Here is a 23,960-nt window from a genome sequence, read left to right on the forward strand (position 1 = left end):
GTGCGCGCGACGAGGTCGGCGCTCGTGTATTGCGATCGATTTCGAGAAAAAGGATCGAATCAGCCCGCCGGCGCGGGATCCCCGGTCGGCGGCGCGTCGCCTTTCTTGTCGTCCTTCTTCTGCTCTTCTTCGCTCTTGCCCTTGAGCCAGGGGAATCGCTCCTCCTGCTTGGCCCACCATTTCTTGAGGTCCTTGTAGAGCCAGCCGCCCTTCGAGCGACCCGTGACGTCGCGCAAAAGAATGGCGGCCTGGCCGTGGCCGACGCGCGCGGCGAAGAGGTCGTTCATGACCGTCTGCGCGGTGTTCGTGCGGCGGACCGAGTCGAGGTGGTCGAAGAGCTGCTCGACTTTGTTGAGGACGCGTTGCCCGAGGCCTGCTTTGCCGGTCGCCTGGAGCTTCGTGACCTTGTCCCGCTCCAGGTTGCTCAGGCGTTCGAGCGCGGCGTTGATCAAATTCGCGTGCTTCTGCCAGTCGGGATCGTCGGAGGCCTTCGCGCGTTTGGTCGCGTCGAGGGCCTCGCGGCAATCGATCAAGCTGAAGTCGTTGTACGACATGAAGAACGTGAGCACCTCGGCGCGCGCGCTCGGCGTGGTCTCCATCTTTTCGATGTTCTGACGCACGCGGTCCATCGAGAGCCACCGATACACGAAGTCGAGCCCCGTGCCCTTGATGTTCTGCGTGCCCATGATGCGCACGTCCATCCCGGGCGGGATCTGCTTGACCATGAAATCGATGACCTGATCCCCCGTGGCGCCGGCATTCCAGAGGACGCAGACGCGCTCCAGGAAGAGCTCGCGGTAGGCGGCGCGGAAGAGCGTGTCGGCCTCGGCCCAGGCCTTCTGGTCGAGCGCGTCCGTGACGCGTTTCTTCGCGTCGTCGCGGATCTTCGTACGCTTGGCGTAACGGATCGTGTGGGTGACGATGTCGGGGCGGATGTCGTCCTTGCCCTCGGGAGGCGTTTTTCCGGACAAGGCTTTTTCGATCGCGGCGCCGAGCTCCTCGGGGGTCGCGGAAAAGAGCGGGCGGGCGTCCTCGACGATCTTGCGCGCGTCCTCGTCCTCCATCGGCAGGGCCTTGAGCATGATGAGGAGCGTCTCTTCGAGGGCCTCGAGGCTCGAGCGGGTGCCGGTGCGGCGGAGGTATTCGTCGAACTTGAGGAGCGCCTTTTCCTTGTCGGCGTCGGCGGTGATGCGGGTGCCGCCGAGCCAGATGTCGAGGGACTCGGTGATGAACTGCATCATGCCACCGAGGTTCGTGTTGATGAGGATGATGTGGTCGCAGCCGGCGTCGTCGACGAAGATCTGCGCGAAGACGCGGGAACGGGCGACGCGGTCGGCGCGGTTGTTGACGACGGCGCAGGTGGCCCGGTCGGGCGTCTCGTCGGGGTTGTGTTTGTCGTAGGCGAGGCGCGTCCAGTTCGAGAGGAAGCCGGCGCGCTCGTTCGCGCTCATTCCATTGGAGAACGTGAGCTTGCGGCCGCGGTATTCGACCGTGGGATAGGTCTTCAAGACGCCGAGGTCGAGGATGACGTGGTCGGCGATCTCGACGAGCGCCTTTTCACGGTCGATCTCGAAATAATCGGCGAGCTCGAGGACGAGGGCGACGTTGCGCGGGTGCTCCTGGTACGGGAGGCGCTGGAGGAGGTCGACGGGAATGAGGTCGGCCTCGATGGGCTGGACGTGGACGAGCTTCGTGCGCTTGCGTCGGGCATTGTCGAGGAAGAGCGGGAACATCTGCTCTTCCGAGGTGAACGTGACGCCGTCCTGAGGCATGAAGCAGGAGATGACGCGCGCCACGTCCTCGCCGCCGGGGCCCTGGATGTCCTCGTGGTCGGGATACGCGTTCGTGAGCGTCGTGATCGGGTCCTGCATCCATTCGTTGCAGAGCGTCTCGACGAAGCGCGGCTGGAGCGCCATGCACTCCCAGAGAAAGACCTGGCAATGGAGGTTTTTCCCGGTGAAGAGGACGTTCCGCTGCTCCCAGATCGTGGCCTTGTCGTAGGGGCGATAGATGAAGATCTCGCCGGCCGGTAGATCACGCATCGCGTGAATGAACATGGCCTCGCAGCCCGTGGTCTTCACGACGACGTCGTAGCGCATGGCGTGGAAGAGCGCGGCCTTCAATCGCTCGGAGCCGGATTTGCCGCGGGTGCCCCAGCCGCCGATGGAGAGCGGAATCGAGGCGCGCGCCTTCTCGATGCCGCGCATGATGACCGCCGTGCGGAGCATGAGGTACGAGAAGAGGCTCCACACGACGACGGCGAGGTGCGCCGGGGTGTTGCCCGAGGGCGATAACAAGAAAGAAAGGACGTGCTCGGCGATCGGCGGGAGCGCGAAGGGGAGCGGGGCGTAGAAGTTGCGCGGGAGGTGCGGGACGAGGTTGAAGCGGGCGTTTTCGATCTCGCCTTCGGTGTCGACGACGTCGAGGGAGAAGCCGAGCTCCTGGGCTTTTTGCCAGAAGAATTTTTTCTCGCGCGGCTCGCTGGCGGCGAGCGAGCGCTGGCGGACGAGCGCGAGCTGGGGGTATTCGAGCGAGAGCTTCCAGCGCGTCCGCATGCGCTCCTTCAGCGTGTGCGGGCCGCGAAGGAGGACGGTGCCGACGGGCGTGATCATGCGCAGGGGTTTGCCCGAGATGGAGCAGACCGCGAGCAATTCGTCGACGCGCGGGAGGAACGGGCCCCAGCCGGCGACGGGCGGGCAGAGCTGGCGCTCGCCGGGGACGCGGGTCGGCGTGACTTCGGCCATGCCGTGCGGGGGGACGACGATTTCGCCTTGCCAGACGCGGCCCTGGGTATGGGCGTAGCCTTTGCGTTTGTCCGGCATGGGCGTCTTGAGCTCGTTCCAGAATCGCCAGAATCGCCAGCGCCGGGGCTCGCCGCGCCAGAGGATGTATCTGCCGGCCCCGAGCTTCTGGAGGGAGACGGTCATGTCGCCGCGGGAGGCGACGGCGAGGGCTCGTTCGAGGTCACGCGTGGGGGTGTTCGGCGGGACTTCGAAGCGCGCGGAGCGGCCTTCCTTGATCTTTTCGAGTTTGTCCTTGAAGCGCTGCGCCAGGGCGACGAGCTCCGGCTCGGCCGCGACTTCGAGCCAGCGGAGCGTTGCGGCGGCGCCCTCGGTGAGCTCGGCGCCGGCCTTTTCGTTGTTCGCGAGCGTGGCGAGGGGCTCGACGAAATGGCCCGGACGGAGGACGGGCGTGGTGCCGGCCGCCACGAGCTTGATCGATTCGAGCGCGACACGCACCGGGAGCGAATCTTCGGGTTTCGTGAGGGCCCGCTGGATGACGCCGAGGAGCGCCTCGGCCGCCTCCGGATCACGATTCTCGGTCGGGGGCTCGTTCCCGGCGCGGGGGCCCTCGCAAGCGAAGCCGCCGGCGCGCTTCGTGAGGACACGAATGCCGAGGCCACGGACGCGGGGCGATTTGTCCTCGGTGATGATCTTGACGAGCTGTTCGAGGCCGCCTTCGCCGCGGGTTTTTCCGAGGAAACGCGCGAGCTCCTGGCGGACGTGCTCGCTCGGGTCGTCCTTGGCGATGAGGCCGGTTTCGAGGCGGGTGCGGTCGTCGGCGAGGGTGCCGAGGATACGCAAGGAATTGCGGCGAATGATGGGGCCGTCCTTGCCGGAGCGAACGCGGAGGCGCTCGGAGATGACGCCGCGAATGCCGTCGGGAAAGACGAGGGAGGCAATTTCGAGGGCCGCGACCTGCGCCCAGCGCATGGCATCGACGCCGCGCGCCCACGCGAGGACCTGGCGGGCGCGCTCGACGCCGAAGCGGCCGAGGCGCTGCGAGGGATTGAGGCGCGCGAGGAGGGCGGCGAGGACGCGTAATGCGGCGACGCGGACGGGTTGCGGGCGCCCGGCCGAGGCGTGGGACATGGCGAATTCGAGGACGCCGCCGCCGGAGAGGAGGCGGAAGGCGTCGCCCTCGGTGAGCGATTTCGCCTTCGTGATCGTGGCTTCGTAGGCGACCTCGACGGCGTCGACCTGGTCGGCGATACGCGCGGCGAAGCGCTCCTGGACGGCCTCCATGTCGAGCCAGCGCTTGGTGGCCTGGACGTCGCGGCGAGCGTCGAGGCGGCTCTTGGCCGAGGCGCGGAGGTGGTCGATGAGGATCTTGCGTTTGTCCTCGTCGGTGGCCGCGCCCTGGTAGGCGACCATGAGGGAGGCGGCTTCGCCGTTCAGGCGGTCGAGCTCGCCGACGGCGACGTCGGCGGCGCGGACGAGGGAGGCGATGAGGATGCCCGGAGGATGCGGGCCCGGGCCGAGCTCGGCGGCGATGTTCTCGGCGATGCGCTCGACGGTGGGGACGCGGAGCTTCGCCATGAGGGGCGAGACGCTGTGGAAGAGCTCGACCGCGAGCCCATCCCGCCCGTCGGCGTAACGGGATCTGCGTTTGATGAGCGCGGGAGCGAGGGGGTACTTCAAGGCGGCGTGCCCCAGGTCGGGTCCGAGGAGGTGCGGCGCCTGTCGATACGGCCGCTGCCCTCTTCGAGCCGAGCGCGGAACGGTGCCTCCCGCGGCGGCAAGTCACGAAGGCCCCTGCCACCCGCGAGGTCGTATCCCACGAAGATACCTCCGGAAAGTCGGAAGGGCGAGGACTCGAGGGGGAGGTCGAGCAGGACGCGGCCCTCGGCCCCGGCGCTGAGGCGATGGCCCCGCATGAGCCACGTCCAGAACGTGAGCTGGGCATTGACGCCGCTGCGAACGAAGGATTCGTCGCGGTCGTAGCCGGCCGGTCGGTAACTCGTGAAGGCGCCGAGGGTGATCCAGGGCGAGAGGCCACGGCCGGGGAGGAGGTGGAGCTGGCCTTCGAGGTCGGCGCGGTCGATGCCCGCAAAGTCGGGGGTGGTGCGCGTGGAGACGCCGACGCTCGCGAGGGCATCGATCGCAGGGCGGAAGAGGGCGCGGAGGCCGACGACGCCGTAGAAGGGGCGCGTGCTGGAGTAACGGGTCCAGACCTCGCGGTCGGCGTCGTCGCGGCCTTCGAGGGCGGGGTCGGTGAGGATGGCGGCGGCGCCGCCCCAGGGGACGAGGGAGACGGAGTCGGCGACGGGGATCGACCAGAGGACGCCGCCGAGGGCGCGGGCGCCGAGGCCAAAGGTGTCGGTCGGCTGCGCGACGACGCGGCCGCGGACGAAGACGCCGGGGATGACGCCATTCGGGGCGAGGTCGAAGGAGCCGGCGACGCCGAAGCTCGGGGCGCCGAAGCGGGCGCGGGCGAAGACGGAGCCTTGCGTCCAGGCGTTGATCGATTCGATCTCGCGGCGCAGGGCGACGCCGACTTCGAGGAGGCGCGCGCCGGTGAGGTTGTCCTCGTCGCCGACGTCGAGGTCGACGAGGCGGGCGTAGACGGAGGCGAGGAGGCCGCCGGGATCGGCGTCGGAGACGATGTCGGGCGCGACGCGGAAGGGCGGCTCGGGGGCGCCGGCGGGCGCAGGGCGGAGGCCGGGCAGAGGCGCGACGCGGCGAGGCTTGGGCAGGCCGATGGGGACGGCGAGCTGGACACGTACGAGGGCGCGGCCGCCGGGGGAGGTGACGTGGAGGGTGTGGGGGCCGTCGGAGAGGACGGGGATGCGCTTTTCGAGCTCGTGGCCGAGGGGGAGGAGGGTGCCCGGGGCGCCGCCGACGAGGTGCGCGGCCGGATCGGCGACGAGATCGAGAGGGAGCCTGCCGCTGGAGGTGGTGCTGGGGAGGGGGACCTTCGGGTCGATGGACCAGTTGAGGAGGCGAGGTTCACCGGCGGGGCCACGCGCCTGGAGGCGGACGACGGTGGGCGCGGCGAAGGCGATTTCGAGGGGGCGCTCGGGGTCGATCTCGAACCACTCGGAGACGACGCGGGCCTCGAAGGAGAAGCCGCCGGGGTTCTGGACGCGGGCCGCGCCGATGATGGTGCGGCCACGCGGGGCGCGGATCTCGACGCGGTGCGGGCCACGCGGAATCGAGAGGGTGCAGGCGCCGCGGGGCGAGCTGGGGGTTTGGGGGCGTAGCTCCGCTTGCGGAGCGGAGCCCCCAAGCGTTGAAGCGGAATCGCCGCAGGGCGTGGGTTTGCCGTCGATCTCGACGCTGAGCTGGCAGGACGGGTCGTCTTCGAGGGCGAGACACTGGGTCTCGACGCCGAGCGTGGTGGGCTTGCTCTGGCGGACGCGGATCTCGACGTGCTGGCCTTCGGCGAGGAGGAGGGCGTCGTCGGGAGCGTCGAGCAGGGCGCGGCGGACCTGGAAGCCGAGCGACGGGGCGCGGCCGCCGCGGACGTCGACGAGGCCAGTGCCGGCAGCTTGATCGGCGCGGGCGACGGCGAGCCAGCCGACGGCGGGGGCGAGGCGCGCGAAGGCGTTCGACGCGGGATCGCCGTTCTCGACGGCGTGCTGGGCGAGGACGAAGCTGCGGAGGGCGCGGGCGCGGTCCTGTTCGTCGGCGGCGCGATCGGCGGAGAGGGTGGCGGCGCGGGCGAGGGCCGGGCCGGAGCCATGCTCGAGGCCGATGCGCTCGAAGACCTCGCCGGCGATCCAGCCGGCGCCGGTGCGCTCCGCGAGGACGGCGTAGAGCAAGCCGTCGGCGTCGGTGGAGGCGCGGGCGTTGCCCTTGGTGAGCAGGGTGAGGGCCGTCGCGTCGTCGTCTTCGGCGTGGGCGCGGCGCGCTCTCATGAGAGGATTGACGTCCTTCGGCAAGGGGAGGGGCGGGATGCGCGGGATCAGGCCGAGGGGGACGACGGCAGGGCTGCCCGCGGGCAGGCGGAGAGCTTGCGCGGGAGCGTTCGTATCCGTCACGTCGAGGGCTTCGAGCGGGACCTCGCCTTTTCGGTCGAGGGCGGCGAGAGATTCGTACCCGAGGGCTTCGAGGGCCTCGGCGCGTTTCTTCCGGATCGCGTCCTGCTCGGCGGGCGGAGCTTTTTCGAGCTCACGGCTGGCGTCACGGACGCGGGCGAGGAGCAGGGCCGTGGCCTCGGGGGAGGTCTCGCGGGCCCCGGGGCCGACGCGGGGTTCGGGGGCGTGGTGGGGGTGGAGGCGCGCGGCGACGCGAAGCAACATCTCCCGCTCGGTCTCGATCCGGATCTCGCCGACCTCGGCAGGGACCGGGACCTCGGCCGCGCCGTCCCCGTGGGGGTCGAGCCAGGCCTCGTACACGCGCTCGCCGACGTGGATGCGGATGTGTAGAGGCGTGCCGGAGCTGCGGTCTCTGGTGTACGCGACGACCCGCGCGACGGTGGCGCGGCCGGGGTCGGGGATGCGGAAGGTGGCCTCGCCTTTGACGCGGATCCAGCGCACGGCTTCGCGGAGGGTGTCGCAGGGCGCGGTGCCGGCGCGGGGGATACGCGCGTAGAGGCTGGTAGAGCCCTTCGGGAGCTCGAATGTGTGGCGGCCGGGCGTCACGGCGATCCCGGTGCCGAGGCCAGCGCCGGCATGCGCCGTGGCAGCGATGCCGTCGACGAGGAGCGAGGTCTCGCGCGGCACCGGGTTGTAGATGGGCGGAGGGACGACGAGGATGCGGGTGTGGGTCGCGGGCGCGGGGGGCGGGAGGACGTCGAGGTCGACGCTGCCCGGACGGAGGACGGTCCAGCGCAGGCCGCGCGAGCCGACGACGTCGCAGATCTGGATGAACGTGGTGTCCACGGGGGCTTCGAGCTCGGTCCACGTCGATGCGCCGGGGGGCGGATCGAGGGTGTCCCAGGGCGCTTCGCGGACCCAGGTTTGTCGGGCGCGGTTGGCGGCGCCGGGCAGGTCGCCGTGCAGCCAGGCGTATCGCTCGGCGAGGGGCGCGGACACAGGGCGACGGCCGTCCTCGGGGGGCGAGAGCATGGCGCGGAGGGCGTCGAGGGCGGCGCGATCCTCCTCGTGCGTGGCCTCGGGCAGAGGGCGGTCCCAGGGTTGCGACGGGGGAAGCCTGCGCGTGTAGAGCCCGGCGAGCCGCTCGAGGGTGGCGCGCAGGATGGGCCCGGCGGTGCCCGCGGGGAGGGCGCGGGTGAGGTCGGCGGCGCGTTCGGCGGCCTCGCGGGCCTGTTCGGGGGTCGTGGCCCAGCGGACGGCTTCGGCGAGGAGGAAGGCGCGGAGAGCGGGGGGGACGTCGCTCGCGCGGGCACGCTCGACGGCGGCTTTGGCGTCGCCCGCGGCGCCCGTGCGCTCGGCGGCCGCGGCCAGGCGGAGCGCGGCGGCGGCGGGGGGCTCTTCTGCGCCCTCGGCGAGGGTGTCGAGGCGGGCTTGGCGATCCCGAGCGCGCGGCACGACGTCGAGGACATCGGTGCGCTTGCGGTAGGCGGTGGCGGCGACGGCGATCTCGCCCGCCAGGACCTCGATCGAAACGCGGCGCGCGGCGACGGGCAAGGGGACGCGGATCGTCTGCGGCGAGGACCATGGATGGCTCCCCGTGAAATACGACGCCAGATCCCAGGAAAGCTCGCGCACGACGAGGTCGCCGACGCGCACGAGGGCGCGGGAGGCGCCGATGCCGCGGGCCTGGAGGGAGAGGCGCACGACGTCGGACCCGGGGGCATCGATGACGACGCGGCCCGGGCTGCCAGGGAAGGAGGCGACCAACTGCCACGGAGAGGCGTCGGGCTCGGGCCGGATGAAGTCTTCGCTCCAGGCGACGCGGCCGCCTTCGAGGGAGACGGGGCGGCGGACGAAGTAGGGCTCGACGAGGGGGCGGACGAGGAGGGAGCTTTCGAGCCAGCGGGCGGTGAGCCAATCGCGGGTGGCCTCGGGCGGCGCGGCGTCGAGCGCGCTCTTCGCGGCGAAGAGCCAGCGGAGGTTCGCGGCGGCCTCGGGGATGACGGTCTCGGGGCGGGGAGCGGTCGGATCACGCAGCCAGCGCGTGACGTCCTCGTCGAGCCTGTGCCAGGCGAGCGAGGAGCGCGGGAGGCTGCCCATCGAGGCGGTGAGGGAGGCGCGTTTGTCCGTGCGGACCACGAGGAAATGGGCGCCCGTCCACATGGGGACGTCGATGATGCGGGTCTCCGGGGCTTTGGGGGACGCCGGGGGGAGGGGATTCGGCAGTGGGAACCACGTGATCACCTCGGGCATGCCACGCAGCCCGGTCCCGAACCCCACCGCGGCGACGGGGCCTTCGAGACGGACGCGATCGCCGGGCTCGATGGGCAGGAGCAGGGCCATGCTGCTTGCGAGGGTGATCGGCGCGCTCGCGTCGACGTCTTCGGCACCGACGCTCGACATGTCACCACGCGAGAGGGGCGTGATGCGTGCGCGGGTCGGCGCGACCCAGCCGGGGGGATCGAGGCTCGGCTCGGCGTGTGTCTCCGTGGCAGCGAGGCCGAGGACGAGACCGAGAGCGGCGGCAAGGGCAGACCGGAGGCTCATGGGTTCGGGGGCTTCGGAGGAGGGGCGAAGATCGGGTCGAGCGCGGCGGCGAAGCGCGCGCGTTTCTGCTTGTCGGCGCCGAGCGCGTCGCGGACGGTGCGCGAGATCTCGACATGGAAGAACGGCGCGCCGAGCTCGCGGCAGGTGCGCGCTTGCTGGTTGATGGTGCCGCCGAGGATCGAGACGTCGGTCGGATAGACCTTGACGCTCGTGTCGGTGACGGCGGACCTGAGGCGCGCGGCGAGGGTCGTGGCGTCGGCGTTCGTCTTCGAGGCGCTCACGATGAGGCCCGTACCTTCGGACTTGTTGTCTTTGAAGCCGTGGATCTGCACGGTGACCGCACCTTGCATGAGCGCGACGAGCTCGCGATGGGCCGCGTGAAAGAACGAGCGGTCCGCGTGCGCCACGTCCGACTCGACCACCGGCGCCGCCGCATCTGCATCGTCCGCTTCATCGGGATCGACCCCGGCCGGCGCCTCCACGGCTGCGCCCTTGTCGTCGTCCTTGTCGTCGTCCTTGTCGTCGACCTCGTCGGCCTCGGCCTCCGTGCCCTTGCCCTTGTCCTTGGTTGCGGCCTTCTCGTCCTTCGTCCCGCCGTCCTTCGCCGCGTCCGCGGGCTTGGCGATGTAGCGGTGCACCGTGTTGATCAAGAGCACCCGTGCGGCCTGCGCGTCGAACACGGAGAGCGCGATCGGAAGCGTGCCTGCGTCGTAGAACGTGTGCGGCGCTTCCACGAGGATCGGCCTCGCGCGCCCGGTGCGCATCACGACCACGCCCGCGCCGCGCTTCTTTTTCCGCGCCTCCTCGAGCAGCCACACGTCGCCGAGCACCCGGAGCGAAAAACCCTCGGGCGCCTTCTTCGGCGGCTCTTTGCGTTCGGTCGCGGCGACGAGCGCGTCGCGCACCCACGCGGCGTACGCGCGCTCTTCCTCGTTCGTCGGCGCCTTGTACGTCACGGTCCGGCGACCGCCCTTCCGCAACTTGGCGAGCCGGTCTTCGAGCGCCTTCGTCGCCTCCTCGTCCACCTGGGGCATCATGGCGCTGGCCTCCGCGGGGGGACAAGCGACCGCCGGTGCGGGCGGGGTCTTCGGGCAGGACGGCGCCCCGCAGCCGAAGAGCATCGTGGTCGCCAGAAGCCCTGCCCATCGCGCTTTTTTCACAGATCGTCCTCCGACCAAAGCCTCGGCTCGAGGTCTCCCGGCAGCGGCGCCTGGCCGACGAGCACCGCCCCGATCCACACGCGATCGACGCTCTCGATCTTGATCGTCCGGAGCCCCGGCTCGAGATCGTCGCCGATCGGAATCTTCACCTTGGCGAGCCCGTCCGGGTTGTTCCGCGCTTCCTTCGCCGTCCGCCGCGCCTCCCAGAGCAGGCCCATCCCCGCGTCGCCCGTGCGCCCCGAGAGCTCACCCGTGGCCGTCGTGATCGTCCGGAAAAACGCGCCCTTCTGCCGCCCGGGTTTGCCCCCGTCGATGCTGTAGCGAATCTTGAACGGCCGCGTCGACGCCTCGCTGATCACGAACAGCACGAGCGTGAGCGACTCGCCCTGTCGTTGCCGGAACGTGAACGTGAGCGGCTCGCGCGCGGGCAGCTCGAAGACGTCGCGGCGACGCATGATCGCGCCGCCCTCCCACGGCGCCGCATCCGCGTACGCGAGCCCGTCGCCGATGCCCTTCACCTGGATGTCGTGGATGCCGGCCTTGAGGCTCGCCCGGAGCACGCCCGAGAGCGACGCGATCGGCTGCTCCACCATGTTTTTGCCGTCGATCCAGAGCTCGGCCATCTTCCCGAGCCGCGACGGGTGCGCCCGGTAGAGCACCTTCAACCGTCCACCACGCTCGCCCGCGTAGCCGATCCCGAGCTTGAGCGCGCTGCCCAGATCGAGCGGCGTCCAGCCGTCGTTCGGAAGCAGCTCCTTCGCGGCGATCTCGTACGGCGCGAGGAAACGACGCCGGACGGGCGCTTGATCCGGGACGAGCGTGCGTTCGGGCTTCTGGCCGGCCTGGCTCGGCGAAGGCTGGCCGCGCAGCTCGATGCGGACCTGCTCGTAGAGGTCGGCGATGCGGCCTTGTCGTTCGAGCTCGTTCTGGTTCTCGGCGCGGATGGGCGTCCAGGTGCGCACGTCGAACGGCGCGTATCGCCAGATCTCGTTCTCCGCCAGCTCGACGCGGTACGGCACGCGCAGGATGTCCTCGGGTACGCCCGGATCGAGCACGCGCAGGTGCACGCGCATGTGCGCGTCGCCGAGGAGCTCGATCTTCGTGGCGCCCATCGGGATGCGCAGGATCGCGCGGCGCGGATCGGTCGCGTCGGCCTCGGTCTTGTCGCTCCCGCTGACGATCGCGCCGCCCTCTTCGGCCTGATCCCGCGGCCGGCCCCAGCGTTCAAAGCGCGAGCGCGGCAAGGTCTGACGCAGCTCCGCGCGCTCGTTCGGCCCGGGGCCCCAGCGCGCGACGACAGTGCCGGACATCGAGTCGGGCGCGCCCTCCTCGGGAAGCTCCGCGCGAAGAAGCAGGCCGAGGTACGGCTGCTCCGGCGCCACGCGCGCGAGGACCGGCCGCTCGGGATCGAGCTTCAAATACTTCACGACCCGCACGTCGGGCCGGATCTCCAGCCGCTCGCCCTCGAACGGCAGCGCGATCAGATCACCGATCTGCGCGCGCTCGTACGGCTTCGGAAGGACGAACCGCACGAGGAAATCGTCGCCCTTGCCATCGACGACGAACGTGCGCGGGTTGAGGCGCGACGACGAGACGTGGAACACGCCGTCCTCGGGCACCGTGAGCATGCGCGCGCCGCCGCCCCCGCCCTCGCTGATCGTCACCGATCGCCCCGGCGGCGCGAGCACGTCGAGCTCGACCGGCCCCATCACGTTGACCGCCGCCGCGTGCCGCTCGCCCACCGAATACCCCGGCACCGTGCCCGCGGCCGCGGGGAAGGGCGTGCGGTAGTTGCGGAGCAAGAGCCGACGGAGCGTGTAGTCCTTGCCTTCGAGCCCGGCCGCGTCGAGGCGCCGATCCCAGCCGGAGAGCGCGCGTGATCGCGCCGTCTCGGGGAGATCCTCGAAGCCGAGCGAGGTCATGTCCGACACGACGCGTGATCGATCCTCGTCGTCGAGGCTCATCTCGTAGAACGTGCGCTCGTACGATCCACGCCGGTACCGACCTTCCACGCGCGAGAGCACGTCCTTCACCGAGATCGGCAGCCCCCGCATCCGCATCACGCCGCCGCGCGGCAAGAGCTCCGACGTGGTGATCGTGGTCGTGCGTGGATCGAGCACCCACTCGTCGCCCAGCGCGACCCGCGCGGCGTACTCGCCCGCCGTGGCGCCGTCCTTGTCGTCACACGAGAGCCGGCTCTCCAGCTCGAACCTGTGCGTCTGGACGTCCTTGCCGTGCTCGTCGACGAACGTCGCTTCGAACCCGTACGAAAAACGAGCCTTTGGATCACAAACGGTCGCGCGGGCCACGAGGGCCCAGGTCGAGACCACGACCGCGTCGATCGACGAGGGCACCTTCACGGCGACGGGCTTCTCGGGGTCGACGCGATACGCGAGGATCTCGTCCATCGCCGGCAGCGCGAGGTGGGACGCGGGCGGCGGCGAGGTCAGCGGCCAGAGCAGGGCCGCCCAGCCGAAGAAGAGAATCGCGACGATGAACCAGCGGATGATCACGGGCTCTCCGTCACCCGTATGCTGGTCAGGCCCGTCGCGACCGCGCGCCGCACCCGCACGACCGACGTGAGCGGCTTCGGCGCGCGCGGCACCCGCGACGTGCCGAGCGGGACCAGCACGACCTGCCCCGGCTCCGCCACGAGCGCCCAGATCCGCCGGGACACCGCGTCCCGGACCACCTCGACGTGGCACGCCCGATCGCCCTTGATCGCCGCGCGCAGATCGAACGGATTATTCTGATCGAGATAAAGCTCGAAGCTCTGAAGCCGCGCATCGACGTCGCACCGGCTCGCCGCGTCCGCCGCGAAGCTCGGGCATCGCGACTTCGGGGCCTCCGCCGGGGCCGCGTCCTCCGCGTCCTTCTTTTTGCCCTCCGTCTTCTTCGTCGCCTTCGGCGCCGGCGCCTCGGCCTTGCACGCGATGAGCTCGAACGCGCGTGACGCCACGTCCTCCGAGCCGAGATCCACGCCGAGCCGCCCGAGCCTCGGCGTGAGGATGCCGTCGCTCTCGACCGCGGACATCGCCGATCGCATCTCGCCCGACATGTACACGAGCGCGAAGCGGCCATCGGCGAACTTGCGCGCGTAGCTCATCGAGAGATCCGCCGAGCCGTTGTACGGCGCGTGCTCGCGCGCCCCGTCGAACATCCCCACGCGCAGGCCGAGGTCGCCGAACACCTCCACCATCGGCCGCGCCCACTCCGGCACCTGCTCGCGCCGGATCACTTCACGCCCGAACGAAACCACGAGATCACCCGTGTAGTCTCGCTCCGGCGCGATGCCCTGCATGCTGATGCCGCTCTTGCCCTCGCCGAGCCACACCTCGTGCACGCGCTGGAAGAACGATCGCCGCGACACCCGGCGCCGCGGGTCCGCAAGCCCGCGTGGATCCGCGCTCGGCAATGCGCCCGCGATCAAGAGCCCGCGCGCACCGAGCGCGTCGTAGAGCGACAAACCCGCGCCGAACGTCCCGATCTCCCAGCGCGGCGCCGGCACCTCGATGAGGATCTCCCCCGGCGCGATCACCTCTTCCTGCTTCTCGACCTTCACGAACAGGCTCGCGTTGCCGCGCCGCCCGCCCGCCTCGTCCTCGACGAGACCCCAGGCCTCGATCTCGCCGTCCGGCCGATGCACCCGCACGAGCGTGTAGCCGAGCCGCGCCGCGACGGCGCGCTCCCACGCCGTCCACCGAGGCTCGAGCCCAGCGTGCGGCATCCGCCGCGCGAGCGTCGCGTCGAAGAGGCGCAGCTCCTCGATCGTCGGCCCGCGATACCCCGCCGTCCCCACCGACGTCAGCGCGACGACCCGGCCCACGAGCTCCTGCCGCAACCCGCCCGACCACACCTCGACCTCACGCGCGCCGAGCAGCGATCCTCCGACCTCTTCGGCGAGCGCGAGCGGCACGCGCAACGTCGGCGCGTTCGACCACGGCCGCTGCGTCGCGCCTTGCACCGGCGCCCTCCACGAGAGCGTCACCTCCGCGCCGAGCATGCGCCCGAGCGCCATCACGTCGAAGCCCTCGGGCATCGAGCCGACCGCGCTCACGCCGGGCGGCGAATCCCCGCCCGCCTCGACCACGAGCATCTGATCCAGCCCGAGCCGCTTTCCGAGCTCCGCCGCGAACGCCTCGTCGAGCGCGCGTTGCCCCTCGTGCCGTGACAGGAGCACGATCGCCCGCGCCCCGAGCGCCTCCGCCGCAGCGTGCGCGAGCGCGGGCAGCGCCGAGCCGGGCCCCTCGGGCGAGGCGAGCACGAGAAAGCCGCCGCGATACGAAACGACCCCACGCGTCGCCTTCGGCCGCACCGCGAAGCGCGGCGCCGGCGTCACGTCGTCCGGATCGATCTCCGACGCGCGCGGCCGCGCCACCACCCAGCCGCCCTTCTCCTCGCGCATCACGAGAAGGCCCGCGGTCTTCGCCGCCGTCAGCGTCCGCGGCGAGACCTCCTCACCGCCGCGCGTCTCCGTGTATCCATCGACCTCGTTCGCGACCTCGAGCGCGACCTCCAGCGCCGCGATCCCCGCCGATCGCTCCGCCGCGGGCCGCGGCCTCGGCCCCGTGTCGCCCAGCGTCAGCTCGTACGGCACGCTCGCGCCGCCCGAGATCATCGCGATGTCCGAGATCGCGGAGCGCGGCACGAGCAGCCCCTCGGCCTTCACGAGCCCGTAGCCGATCCCGTTGCCCACGAGGAACGCGGTGATCGACACCTGCAGCGTCGGCATGACGACGATGCCGATGTGGTCCTTGTTCCACATCTTCACCGCCAGCAGGCTCGGCAAGAGGTAGCCGAATCCGAAGTAGTCGATCATCGGGACACCCGGCCAGAAGTAGGCCAGGACGAACCCGAGGATGACCTTCACGAAGAAGCCCGTGATGTAGCACATGAGCATGCGCCGCGGGCCGACGATGAGCATGCGCGAGAAGGGCGGGACGCTCATCAAGAACTTCGATGCGCCGTACACGAGCAGCGCTTCGACCGTCGTCGTCACGAGCTTCAGCGGCTCGTAACACGCGACCGCGAGCAGCCCCGGGACGAGGATGCCGTTGTAGTCCCAGCCGTATCGTACGTTGTTGCGCGCGCCGAGCAGCGCGCCGATGACCAGGATGATCTGCGCCTTCGGCGACTCGAGGAACTTGATCGAGAGGCTCTCGTTGATGACCTGGAAGCGCGAGACCGAGAGGTTCGTCGTGCGCAGGAGCAAGAGGAGCAGGAGCCAGGTCAACACCGTGACGAACCCGACGCGCGGGAACGCCTTGATGATGCCCGCGTTCCAGAACGTGTTCGACACGAGCGGCACGAGCACGAGCCCCACGCTGTAGAGCTCGCGCGAGTGCGCGAAGCCGTATTGCGCCTCGACGCGCGGCACGATCACGCCCTCGAAGAGCAGCCGCACGAGCACCGCGCCGACGATGAACAGATAGAAGCGCTCGCGCCCGAACGCCGCCGACCACGCGCCGAGGTGCGTGACCCATCGGCCCACGCCTGCGACGAGCCAGTACGTCACGACCGACTCGACGATGATGAAGATCGCGGTCGCGGGCGCGGCGATGAAGATCGTCGCGAGGTAGCCGGGGACGACGAGGCCTGCGTAGGTCCAGCCGAACAGCTCGGTGAACATCGTCCCGATCACGAGGCCGATGAGCACGGCGACGTGCAGGCTCCGATCGAGACCGTTGGGCGGTAAGACAGCGAGAGAGGCCAGCATGGACTCGCGGCGCTAGGAGCTCCGGCGCGAAGGGAGGATGATCGCGCCGGTCGGGCCGCGCTGTCGAGTTAACGCATGATCCTGGATCAGGGGAGGGTGAGCGCGAGCCCCATTGCGTTCGGGGCGCCCCATCCCGTCGGATAATCCCACCCCGGTTTGGGCGATTTGTTGGCCGCCGTGGTGCCGTCCGGATCCGTCGTGGTGATGTCGCGGAACGTCGCCTTGACGGCGGCGTTCGTGTACAGGGTCGGGTTGATCCAGCCCGCCTGCGGCAGGTTGTTCGCCGCGCGGTAGTGGTTCACGACGGCCATGAGCGCGCCGAAGACCGGCGACGAGAACGACGTGCCTCCGTACCCGTTGTACCAGGTGCTGAGGTAGTAGATGTAATAGCCCGCGTATTGCGAGGCGTGGACCGCGAGGTCCGCCGTCGCGCGGCGCGGCGGCGCGTTGATCTCGACGTTCGTGACGTACGGCTTCTGCCACTCGGGCATGAGGAACGAGAGCGAGTCGCCGCAGCCCGACGCGTACCAGTTCGTCTCCTGCTGCAGCGTCCCGTTCGCGTTCCAGAAGAGCCGCGAGCCGCCGACGGCCGTGACGTACGGGCTCACCGAGGGCGTATCGGCCTGCGCCGAGTCGCCCGTCGCGGCCATGACCGTGATGCCGAGCGCCGCCGCTTGCATCGCCGAGTCGTGGTACTGGATGCGCACAGGCGCCGGCTCGGAGTCCTCGCGGTGCGCGAACGAGTCGGTGATGACCGAGACCTCGTTGCGGCCGATCGCCTCGTTGAACGTGTAGACCATCGACGTGTTGCGCGCGTCGTGGCCCGCGTAGACCATCAACGTCGCCCCCGGCGCGAGCGCGCCGGCCCACTCCACGTCGAGCGTCGTCTCGATGTAACGCGTCGACGGCGGCTCCATCGTGTACGTGACCACCGGATCGTCGCGGATGATCCCGAAGGACTGCCAGAACGACTGCAGATCCTTGTAGCGGAACATCGCGCCGACCGTGACGCCGAGCTTCACGCCCTGGCCGCGGTAGCCCATGCTGTGGAGTTGATCGATACCGTACGCCTTGGCGATCTTCGCGGGCGACTGCCGGTTCGTCGGGACGGTCTGCGGCTGCACCATGATGCCGCCGCCCTCGGCCGTCAGCGGGGTCTTGTCCGCCGCGAAATCGGCGGTGATCACGCCGCCGATGCGCTGCGCCACCCAGAGCGGCACCTTGAGCGGCTCGAGCGTGCCGTACACGTCGATCGGCGGGTTGCCCTGCTGCGGGTTCTCGCGCTCGAAGACGTGCAGCGTCGTCTGGAAGACCTCGTTGAACTTCGCGACCGTGCCCTGGAACTCGATGAGCAGGCGGTTCGTCGCGACGTACGGGACCGTGAAGCCCTCGGATTCGAGCCAGAGCTTGACGAGATGAAGATCGACCTCGGGCGGAGCGTGCTTCTCCATCCACTCCTCGGTCGTCATGTAGTCGTGGAACTTCGGGCTGCCCGGGTTGTAGATCTCCGCGATCGTCCCCTCGAGGAGCTGCTTGTCGCGCATCGGGAACGCGATCAGCGAACGGAAACCCGCGTTCTGGCTGGCCGGGCCGAGGTCCATGTAGACGCCCGGCAGCGGGTTCGGGATGCCGTCGATGCTCGTCACGGGTTCGAGCTCGGCGTCCGTGAAGTCGGGGAGCGCGTCGGGCAATTCGCCACCGTCCGGCTCTCCACCGCCGCCAGCGCCGCTCGACGAGCTCGACGAGCTGCTGGACGAGCTCGAGCTGCTGGACGAGCTGCTGGACGAGCTCGACGAGCTGCTGCTCGACGAACTCGAGCTCGTCGTGCCCATGCCGCCCGCGCCGGCCTCGCCGCCCGCGCCGCCTTGGCCGCCGACGCCGCCGGTACCACCTTGGCCGCCTTGGCCACCTTGGCCGCCTTGACCACCTTGGCCGCCTTGGCCGCCGATACCGCCGACGCCGCCTTGACCGCCTTGGGCGATCCCGCCGGAGCCTGCGGTGCCGCCGGGAGGCGTCTCGCCGGAGCTTCCGCTGCAGCTAGCTGCGGCGAACGCCGCGCCGTTGACGAGGGCGAGCAGCGTGAGTACTCGCGCCGTGGTGGAGGAAGGGAATCGCAAGGACAGCATGGTGGGCGATGCTCCCTCCATGGGAGGAAAAAATCCACCAATTCCGGGTGATGTGCAGCACGCGTCCCGGGCAGACGGTGACTCAAATATCTGGAAAGAAAGCAAAATTTGGACGCCGTCCAGAAATGGGCACCTGGGCACGGGCCCTGGTAGCATCGACGACCGGGCTTGTTCCGCCCACGCAACCGGGACGATGAGGTATAAAGGCCACGCTGCGTGAGGATTGCAGACATCAGAGGCGAGGACTCCAGACCGCAGCGGAAAAGCCCGTAGGGGCACCCGGGGAGCATACCGGTCGATTTTCCAGGATCGAGAAAGTGAAGCGATCGACGTTCCCACAGCGAGACGGGTGAGCTCTGCCGGGCATCGGTCCGGTGGCAGGAAAATTGCCGCACACGCTGAACCCGTACCCCCTCGATGCGAAGTTTCGCCCGACGCCTGCTCGAGACACGAAAGATACCGAAGCCGTTCCGCGCCCCGCGGCCGATGGCGTTCGAGAAGGATCGATCGCGCCTTTCGAGCCGCGCCCGCCTCGAAGCGACGGCCATCCTGGTCGCTGGCATCACGGCCGCGATCGCGCCCCTCCGCGGCGCCGACGACGAGGCGCGTGAGCTCACGCTGCGCGCGATCGCAGGCCGGAGCCCCTCGTCGCACGTGCTCGTCGTGCATGCCTCGCCCGAGACGCTCGCCGAAAAAGATTGCCTCGGCGCGCTCGCCGACCTCGTCACCGCGGGCCACGGCCGCGGCGTCCTCATCGTGCCGCCGCTCGACGCATTTTGTGTGAACCGCAAGCAACCGGGCGCGGAGCCGGCCGCGTCGATCCAGGCGCTGCCGCCGGGGATCGTGCGCATCGGCGCGCAAGGCGCGGCGGTGGGCTTCGCGGCCCCGCCCGCGGATCGGCCCGCGCTCGCCGCGCTCGGGATCGCGGAGGCGCCGTGGATCGTGCCCGCGCCGGCCGAGAGCGTGCCCAAGGTCTCGCTCGCCGACGTCGTGGCCGGACGAACGCCGTTCTCCGTCGCCGCGGGTCGCGTGGTGATCGCCGCGCTCGACTCGCCGTTCGAGCCACGCGCGAGCGTCGGGGGCGCGCCCCAGATCTCGATGGGCACGCACGTGGCCTCGGCGCTCGGCGGCCTGCTCGACGGCGGCGCGAGGCGCGAGGCGCCGCGCTGGATCAGCGCGCTCGTCGCGTCGCTCGCGGTTTTGATCCTCGCCTTCGTCCGCAGGGTCGCGTCGATCCGCGGCGCGCTGATCACCCTCGGCGTCTGCCTGCTCGCGACGATCCTCGGGCAAGCGATCCTCGCCGCCTCGATGGTGCGGGGCCTCCTGCCGGCGGCGAGCCTCGCCTCGGGCATCCTCGCGGGCGCGATCGTGGCGCTCTCGCTCGACCTCTCGGGCTGGCGACGCGCGGTCACGCGCACCTCGGATCTGCTCGGCCGCGAGGGCATCTTCCGCCGCGTGCAGACCGAGCCCGACGCGGTCTTCTGGCCCCGGCTCGGCCGCCTCGCGGGGCGCCTCTTCCCGGCCGACTTCGTGCTCGTGGCGGAGCTGCCGTCTTCGCAGTGGCACCTCAAGTTTTGGGACGACGGCGACGTCGGCGAGCACCTCATCGGCGAGCGCCGCCGCGACGTGCGCCGCAGGCCGTACATCAACGAGCACGGCGTGGCCGCGCCGCACGTGGTGACGGACTACCTGAAGAACCCGGGCGAGCCCACGCTCGTCGTGCCGCTCATCGCGCTCGGCGAGACGGAAGGTTACGTGTTCCTGTGCGGCCCGAAGGCCGAGGCCGCGTTCGCCAAGGCGCCCGAACGCCTCGAACGCCTCGCGCGCGAGCTCGCGCTCATCGCGCGCAGGCGCCGCCTCGGCAGCGTGGGTGAAGGCGAGCCGATCTCGGGATCGCGCCTGCTCGACGCGCCCTTGCCGCCGTCCGAGCGCCTCGTGCAACGCGCCGACGTCGCCGCGAAGGAGATCGCGACGTTCAGTGAGGTGCTGCGCAGCTCCCCCGTGGGCCTCTTTTATGCGGACGCGCTCGGCGACGTGCGTCTCGCGAGCCGCGAGCTCGGCCGCTGGCTCGGCGCGCGTGGCGTCTCCGTCCCGCCCGAGTCGGCCGACGGCGCGCTCCCGCCCGGCTCGATTCACCTGAGCCAGATCCTCGTCGCGCTCACCGGCTGCACCGCGGAGGAGGCTGCGACGAGCATGGCCGAGGTGCTGCAGAGCGAGTCGGGCATCACGGGTCGCAGCCAGCCGGGGACCGCGCCGTCGTTCGTCCTGACGATCCGCGCGCTCCGGCAAAAGGCCGACGGCTTCTCGTCGATCGTCGGGTACGTCGCGTCGGTCGTCGAGCAGCCCGAGGACAAACCCACGAACGTCCGCGCGCTCGCGACGGCGCCGACGCACGATCCGCTGAGCGCGTTCCCGCTCTCGGAGGTGATCGCGCAGGCGGTGGCGGGCACGGCGCGGGCGACGGGGCGGCAGGTGAAGATCGAGCCGATGCGGGGCATGGGCCACGTGATCGGACATCGGTCGGCGCTGGAGAAAGCGCTCGAGGCGTTCATGGTCGAGGCTGCGGGCCAGTCGCCGTCGGCGCAGCCGCCGGTGATCTCGGTGCGGGAGACGAGCACCGCGGTCGAGCTCTCGATTCTCGACTGGAGCCTCGGCTTTGGCCTGCCCGAGTCGGCGCTGCAGCGCGTGCTCATCGCGCCGGGCGCGGCGCCGCCGGGGCTCGAGGTGCTCGGTCGGCTGATCATGTCCATCGAGGACAGCCACGGCGCCGTGCAAATTCGCAGCGAGGACGGATGGGGACTCACGCTGGTGGTGAGCCTCTTGCGGGCCAAACCTCGGGTGAAAGTGACGGTCGGCGAGGGGGGCGCGAGCGCGGTGGACAACGTCGTGGCGCTCGGTCGCAACACGGCGAAGTAGGCGGCCTTCGCTCGGCGTGGGGTGGACGACGGCGTGTGTTCGTCCATGCCATCGCTCCCCCATTGCGGTTCGCGGGCGACGTGTGTCATCGTCGGATCATGCGCGTCGCCGTTTCTTTCCTGCTCCTTGCTTGCCCGCTCGTGATCGCGGCCGGTTGTTTTGGTGGTGGGGGTGTCGACGCTCCGCCTTCCGGGCCGAGCGGATCGGGGGCGACGGGCGGCACGGGCGGAAGCGGCGGCACGGGCGGAAGTGGCGGCGCGGGCGGGATGGGCGGCGCGAGCTCGTCGTCCTCGAGCGCGTCGAGCTCCGGGAGCGGAGGCTCGGGCGGCGGCATCCCGCAGAACGCGTGTCCGAAGGTCCCGAATACGCCCGAGATGGTCGAGCTCGTGTCCTTCGGGACGAAGTATTGCATCGACAGCACCGAGGTGACCACGGCGCAGTACAAGGCCTGGCTCGACACGAATCCCGATCCGGCGAGCGAAATGGTTCAGCCTCTGCCCGAATGCGGGTTCAACACGAGCTTTGGCTCGGTCACCTCCCCGGACAATCGCCCGGTCGCCAGCGTCGACTGGTGTGATGCTTATGCCTTTTGCCTGGCGAACCAGAAGCGGCTCTGCGGCCGCATCGGGGGAGGCCCCACGCCGTACGCAGGCGATTACGCGAACCCCGCGGTCAGCCAGTGGCACAACGCCTGCACGATGGGCGGGATGCGCACGTTCCCCTACGGAAACGAGTACGTGGGTGAAGCGTGCAATGGCGCCAATACGGCGGGTGCGACCTTGGCCGTCGGCAGCCTCGCGGGGTGCGAAGGCGGCTTCGACCATATCTTCGATATGAGCGGCAACGTCTGGGAGTGGGAGGACTCGTGCGAGACCCAGACGGGCGAGATGGATAAATGCCACCGTCGCGGCGGTGGCTTCACGAGCAGCGACACGGATCTGGATTGCTCCACGGCGAGCGCGAACATCACGCGGAACAATAGCGATCCGCGCACCGGCTTCCGCTGCTGCGTGGACCTCGCGACGCCCTGAGCTTCCTCGCGGCGTCGCTCAGCCGATCCGGATCTTCTTCTTCAGCGCGGCGAGCTCGTCGTCGATCTCGGGGTTCGACGGCTTGCCGTCCTTCGAGATCGACCCGCCGCCTTCGAGCTGCGCGAACTTCGACTCGAGCTCCATGTCGGACATCCCGCCGCTGCGGAGCGCGTCGTCGAGCTCGCGGGCGGCGGCCACCTCGGCGACCTTGCCCTCGATCTTGTCCTCCATGCGCCGGAACTCGGCGAACGCGCCGCCCGTGCTGCCGCCACGCGCGCCGAGCCCCTCGGCCCCGCCGCCGGCCTTCGCTTGCTGAAGCTGCGAGGCGATCGTCCCTTTGCGTGCTTCGAGCTCCTGCTGCTTCTGCTCCATGCGCTCGAGCTCGCGCTTCATGTTCAGCGCGGCCGCGCGTTGCTCGGCGCGCAGCGCTTCGGCGCGGTCTCGCTCGGCGATGATGCGCTTCTTCTGCACGAGGGCTTCACGTGCGAGCGACTCGTCGCCGGCCTTCAGGGCGAGCTCGGCGCGCCGCTCCCACTTCCCCGTCTCGGCGTCGATCTCGTCGACCTTCTTGCGCAGCACCTTCTCGGCCGCCACGGCCTCGACCAGCTCCTTGCGGGCGGCGCGGATCTGGTCCTTCATCTCCTCGACGATCAAATCGACCGACTTTTTCGGGTCTTCCGCCTTGTCGAGGAGCGCGTTGACGTTGCTCGAGATGACCTTGCCCATCCGGTCGAAGATGCCCATGCGGCAAAGGTGCCTCGGCTTGCCTCCGGAGTAAAGGCGCCCAACGTGGGGGGGCTCCGGTCGGCCCGACCAAAAAGCGATTTTCGCGACGCGAAATGACCAGGCCTTCCTCTGCCCCCCCACCGAGTGCTCGGATCCGCTTCACTTCGCTCCGCTGATCCGAGCGCTCCGAACGGGAGGGGTGTGCGGCCTCGACCTCACCACTTCTCGATCCACGGGCGGAGATCGAGCTCGAACGTCCACGCGTCGCGCGGCTGGCTATGAAGGTGCCAGTAGTTCTCCGCGATGTGGTCCGGATCGAGGATGCCCCCCTCGTCCTTCTTCGCGTAGATCGCGGGCAAGTTGTCGCGAATGAAGGCGGTGTCGATCGCGCCGTCGACGACGACGTGCGCGACGTGGATGCCCCGCGGGCCGAGCTCCCGCGCCATGCTCTGCGCGAGGGCACGCAGCGCGTGCTTGGCGCTCGCGAACGCCGCGAAATTCGCAGCTCCGCGCAGGCTCGCGGTCGCGCCCGTGAAGAGCATCGTACCGCGCCCGCGCGCCACCATGCGCTTGGCCACCTCGCGCGCCGTCAGGAACCCGCCGAGGCAGGCCATCTCCCAGATCTTCGTGAACTTGCGGGACGTCTCGTCGAGGATGCTCGAGGGGACGTTCGCGCCCACGTTGAACACGAAGACCTCGATCGGACCGATCTCCCGCTCGATCCGCTCGACCGTCGCGACGACCTCGTCCTCCTTGCGAGCATCACAGCCGACGGCGTGCGCGCGGCCGCCCGCCGCGGTGATGGCGTCGACGAGCGGCGCAAGCTTGTCCGCGTTGCGACGCGACACGCAGGTGACGAAGCCACCCCGCGCGAAGCGCCGCGCGACGGCGCCGCCCGTCCCGTCGCCGGCGCCCACGATCCATGCCGCAGGATCGCTCCCGCCGCGCTCGTCGCTCGTCGTGCTCGCGTTCATCGGA

The 23,960-nt window shown here is 70.2% G+C and carries 10 protein-coding genes; 2 read left to right on the plus strand and 8 right to left on the minus strand.

The window, feature by feature from the left end:
- Positions 1-59: 59 nt before the first annotated feature.
- From QHF84_RS24360 to QHF84_RS24385, 6 genes are all read right to left on the minus strand, one after another.
- On the minus strand, positions 60-4,421 hold the full coding sequence (locus QHF84_RS24360) for a capsule biosynthesis protein CapB (RefSeq protein WP_281315789.1): 4,362 nt from the start codon (positions 4,419-4,421) through the stop codon (positions 60-62).
- Complete coding sequence (locus QHF84_RS24365) at positions 4,418-9,307, minus strand: hypothetical protein (protein ID WP_281315790.1); 4,890 nt, start codon at positions 9,305-9,307, stop codon at positions 4,418-4,420. Before QHF84_RS24365 ends, QHF84_RS24360 begins: the two co-directional genes overlap by 4 nt.
- Positions 9,304-10,467 carry a hypothetical protein gene (locus tag QHF84_RS24370; protein ID WP_281315791.1) on the minus strand — a complete coding sequence of 388 codons (1,164 nt, stop codon included), beginning with the start codon at positions 10,465-10,467 and terminating at the stop codon, positions 9,304-9,306. Before QHF84_RS24370 ends, QHF84_RS24365 begins: the two co-directional genes overlap by 4 nt.
- Positions 10,464-12,980 carry a hypothetical protein gene (locus tag QHF84_RS24375; RefSeq protein WP_281315792.1) on the minus strand — a complete coding sequence of 839 codons (2,517 nt, stop codon included), beginning with the start codon at positions 12,978-12,980 and terminating at the stop codon, positions 10,464-10,466. Before QHF84_RS24375 ends, QHF84_RS24370 begins: the two co-directional genes overlap by 4 nt.
- Positions 12,977-16,183 (minus strand): poly-gamma-glutamate biosynthesis protein PgsC/CapC, encoded by a 3,207-nt coding sequence (locus QHF84_RS24380; RefSeq protein WP_281315793.1) that lies wholly within the window; start codon positions 16,181-16,183, stop codon positions 12,977-12,979. The genes QHF84_RS24375 and QHF84_RS24380 overlap by 4 nt, the downstream gene beginning before the upstream one ends.
- Before the next feature lie 86 nt (positions 16,184-16,269).
- Complete coding sequence (locus QHF84_RS24385; RefSeq protein ID WP_281315794.1) at positions 16,270-18,309, minus strand: S53 family serine peptidase; 2,040 nt, start codon at positions 18,307-18,309, stop codon at positions 16,270-16,272.
- A gap of 486 nt (positions 18,310-18,795) precedes the next feature.
- On the opposite strand from QHF84_RS24385, the gene QHF84_RS24390 reads away from it, so the two are divergent.
- Both QHF84_RS24390 and QHF84_RS24395 read left to right on the plus strand, forming a co-directional pair.
- Positions 18,796-21,225 (plus strand): hypothetical protein, encoded by a 2,430-nt coding sequence (locus QHF84_RS24390; RefSeq protein WP_281315795.1) that lies wholly within the window; start codon positions 18,796-18,798, stop codon positions 21,223-21,225.
- Between the two features lie 98 nt (positions 21,226-21,323).
- Entirely contained in the window at positions 21,324-22,256 is a 933-nt protein-coding gene (locus tag QHF84_RS24395) for an SUMF1/EgtB/PvdO family nonheme iron enzyme (RefSeq protein ID WP_281315796.1), read from the plus strand.
- An 18-nt stretch (positions 22,257-22,274) separates the two neighbouring features.
- On the opposite strand, the gene QHF84_RS24400 is transcribed toward QHF84_RS24395, so the two are convergent.
- Positions 22,275-23,000, minus strand: a complete 726-nt coding sequence (locus QHF84_RS24400; protein ID WP_281315797.1) for a PspA/IM30 family protein — start codon at positions 22,998-23,000, stop codon at positions 22,275-22,277.
- Positions 23,001-23,197: 197 nt separating this feature from the next.
- On the minus strand, positions 23,198-23,956 hold the full coding sequence (locus tag QHF84_RS24405) for an SDR family oxidoreductase (protein WP_281315798.1): 759 nt from the start codon (positions 23,954-23,956) through the stop codon (positions 23,198-23,200).
- Positions 23,957-23,960: the final 4 nt, after the last annotated feature.

It is taken from the genome of Polyangium sp. y55x31 (assembly GCF_029946505.1).
In the GTDB taxonomy this organism is placed as follows: domain Bacteria; phylum Myxococcota_A; class Polyangia; order Polyangiales; family Polyangiaceae; genus Polyangium.

What these genes read in the sequence shown, in the direction of transcription:
- QHF84_RS24365 (WP_281315790.1), bottom strand. Translation starts at nt 9,307, where the DNA reads ATGAGCCTCCGGTCTGCCCTTGCCGCCGCTCTCGGTCTCGTCCTCGGC.
- QHF84_RS24380 (WP_281315793.1), bottom strand. Translation starts at nt 16,183, where the DNA reads ATGCTGGCCTCTCTCGCTGTCTTACCGCCCAACGGTCTCGATCGGAGC.
- QHF84_RS24385 (WP_281315794.1), bottom strand. Translation starts at nt 18,309, where the DNA reads ATGCTGTCCTTGCGATTCCCTTCCTCCACCACGGCGCGAGTACTCACG.
- QHF84_RS24390 (WP_281315795.1), top strand. Translation starts at nt 18,796, where the DNA reads ATGGCGTTCGAGAAGGATCGATCGCGCCTTTCGAGCCGCGCCCGCCTC.
- QHF84_RS24395 (WP_281315796.1), top strand. Translation starts at nt 21,324, where the DNA reads ATGCGCGTCGCCGTTTCTTTCCTGCTCCTTGCTTGCCCGCTCGTGATC.
- QHF84_RS24400 (WP_281315797.1), bottom strand. Translation starts at nt 23,000, where the DNA reads ATGGGCATCTTCGACCGGATGGGCAAGGTCATCTCGAGCAACGTCAAC.
- QHF84_RS24405 (WP_281315798.1), bottom strand. Translation starts at nt 23,956, where the DNA reads ATGAACGCGAGCACGACGAGCGACGAGCGCGGCGGGAGCGATCCTGCG.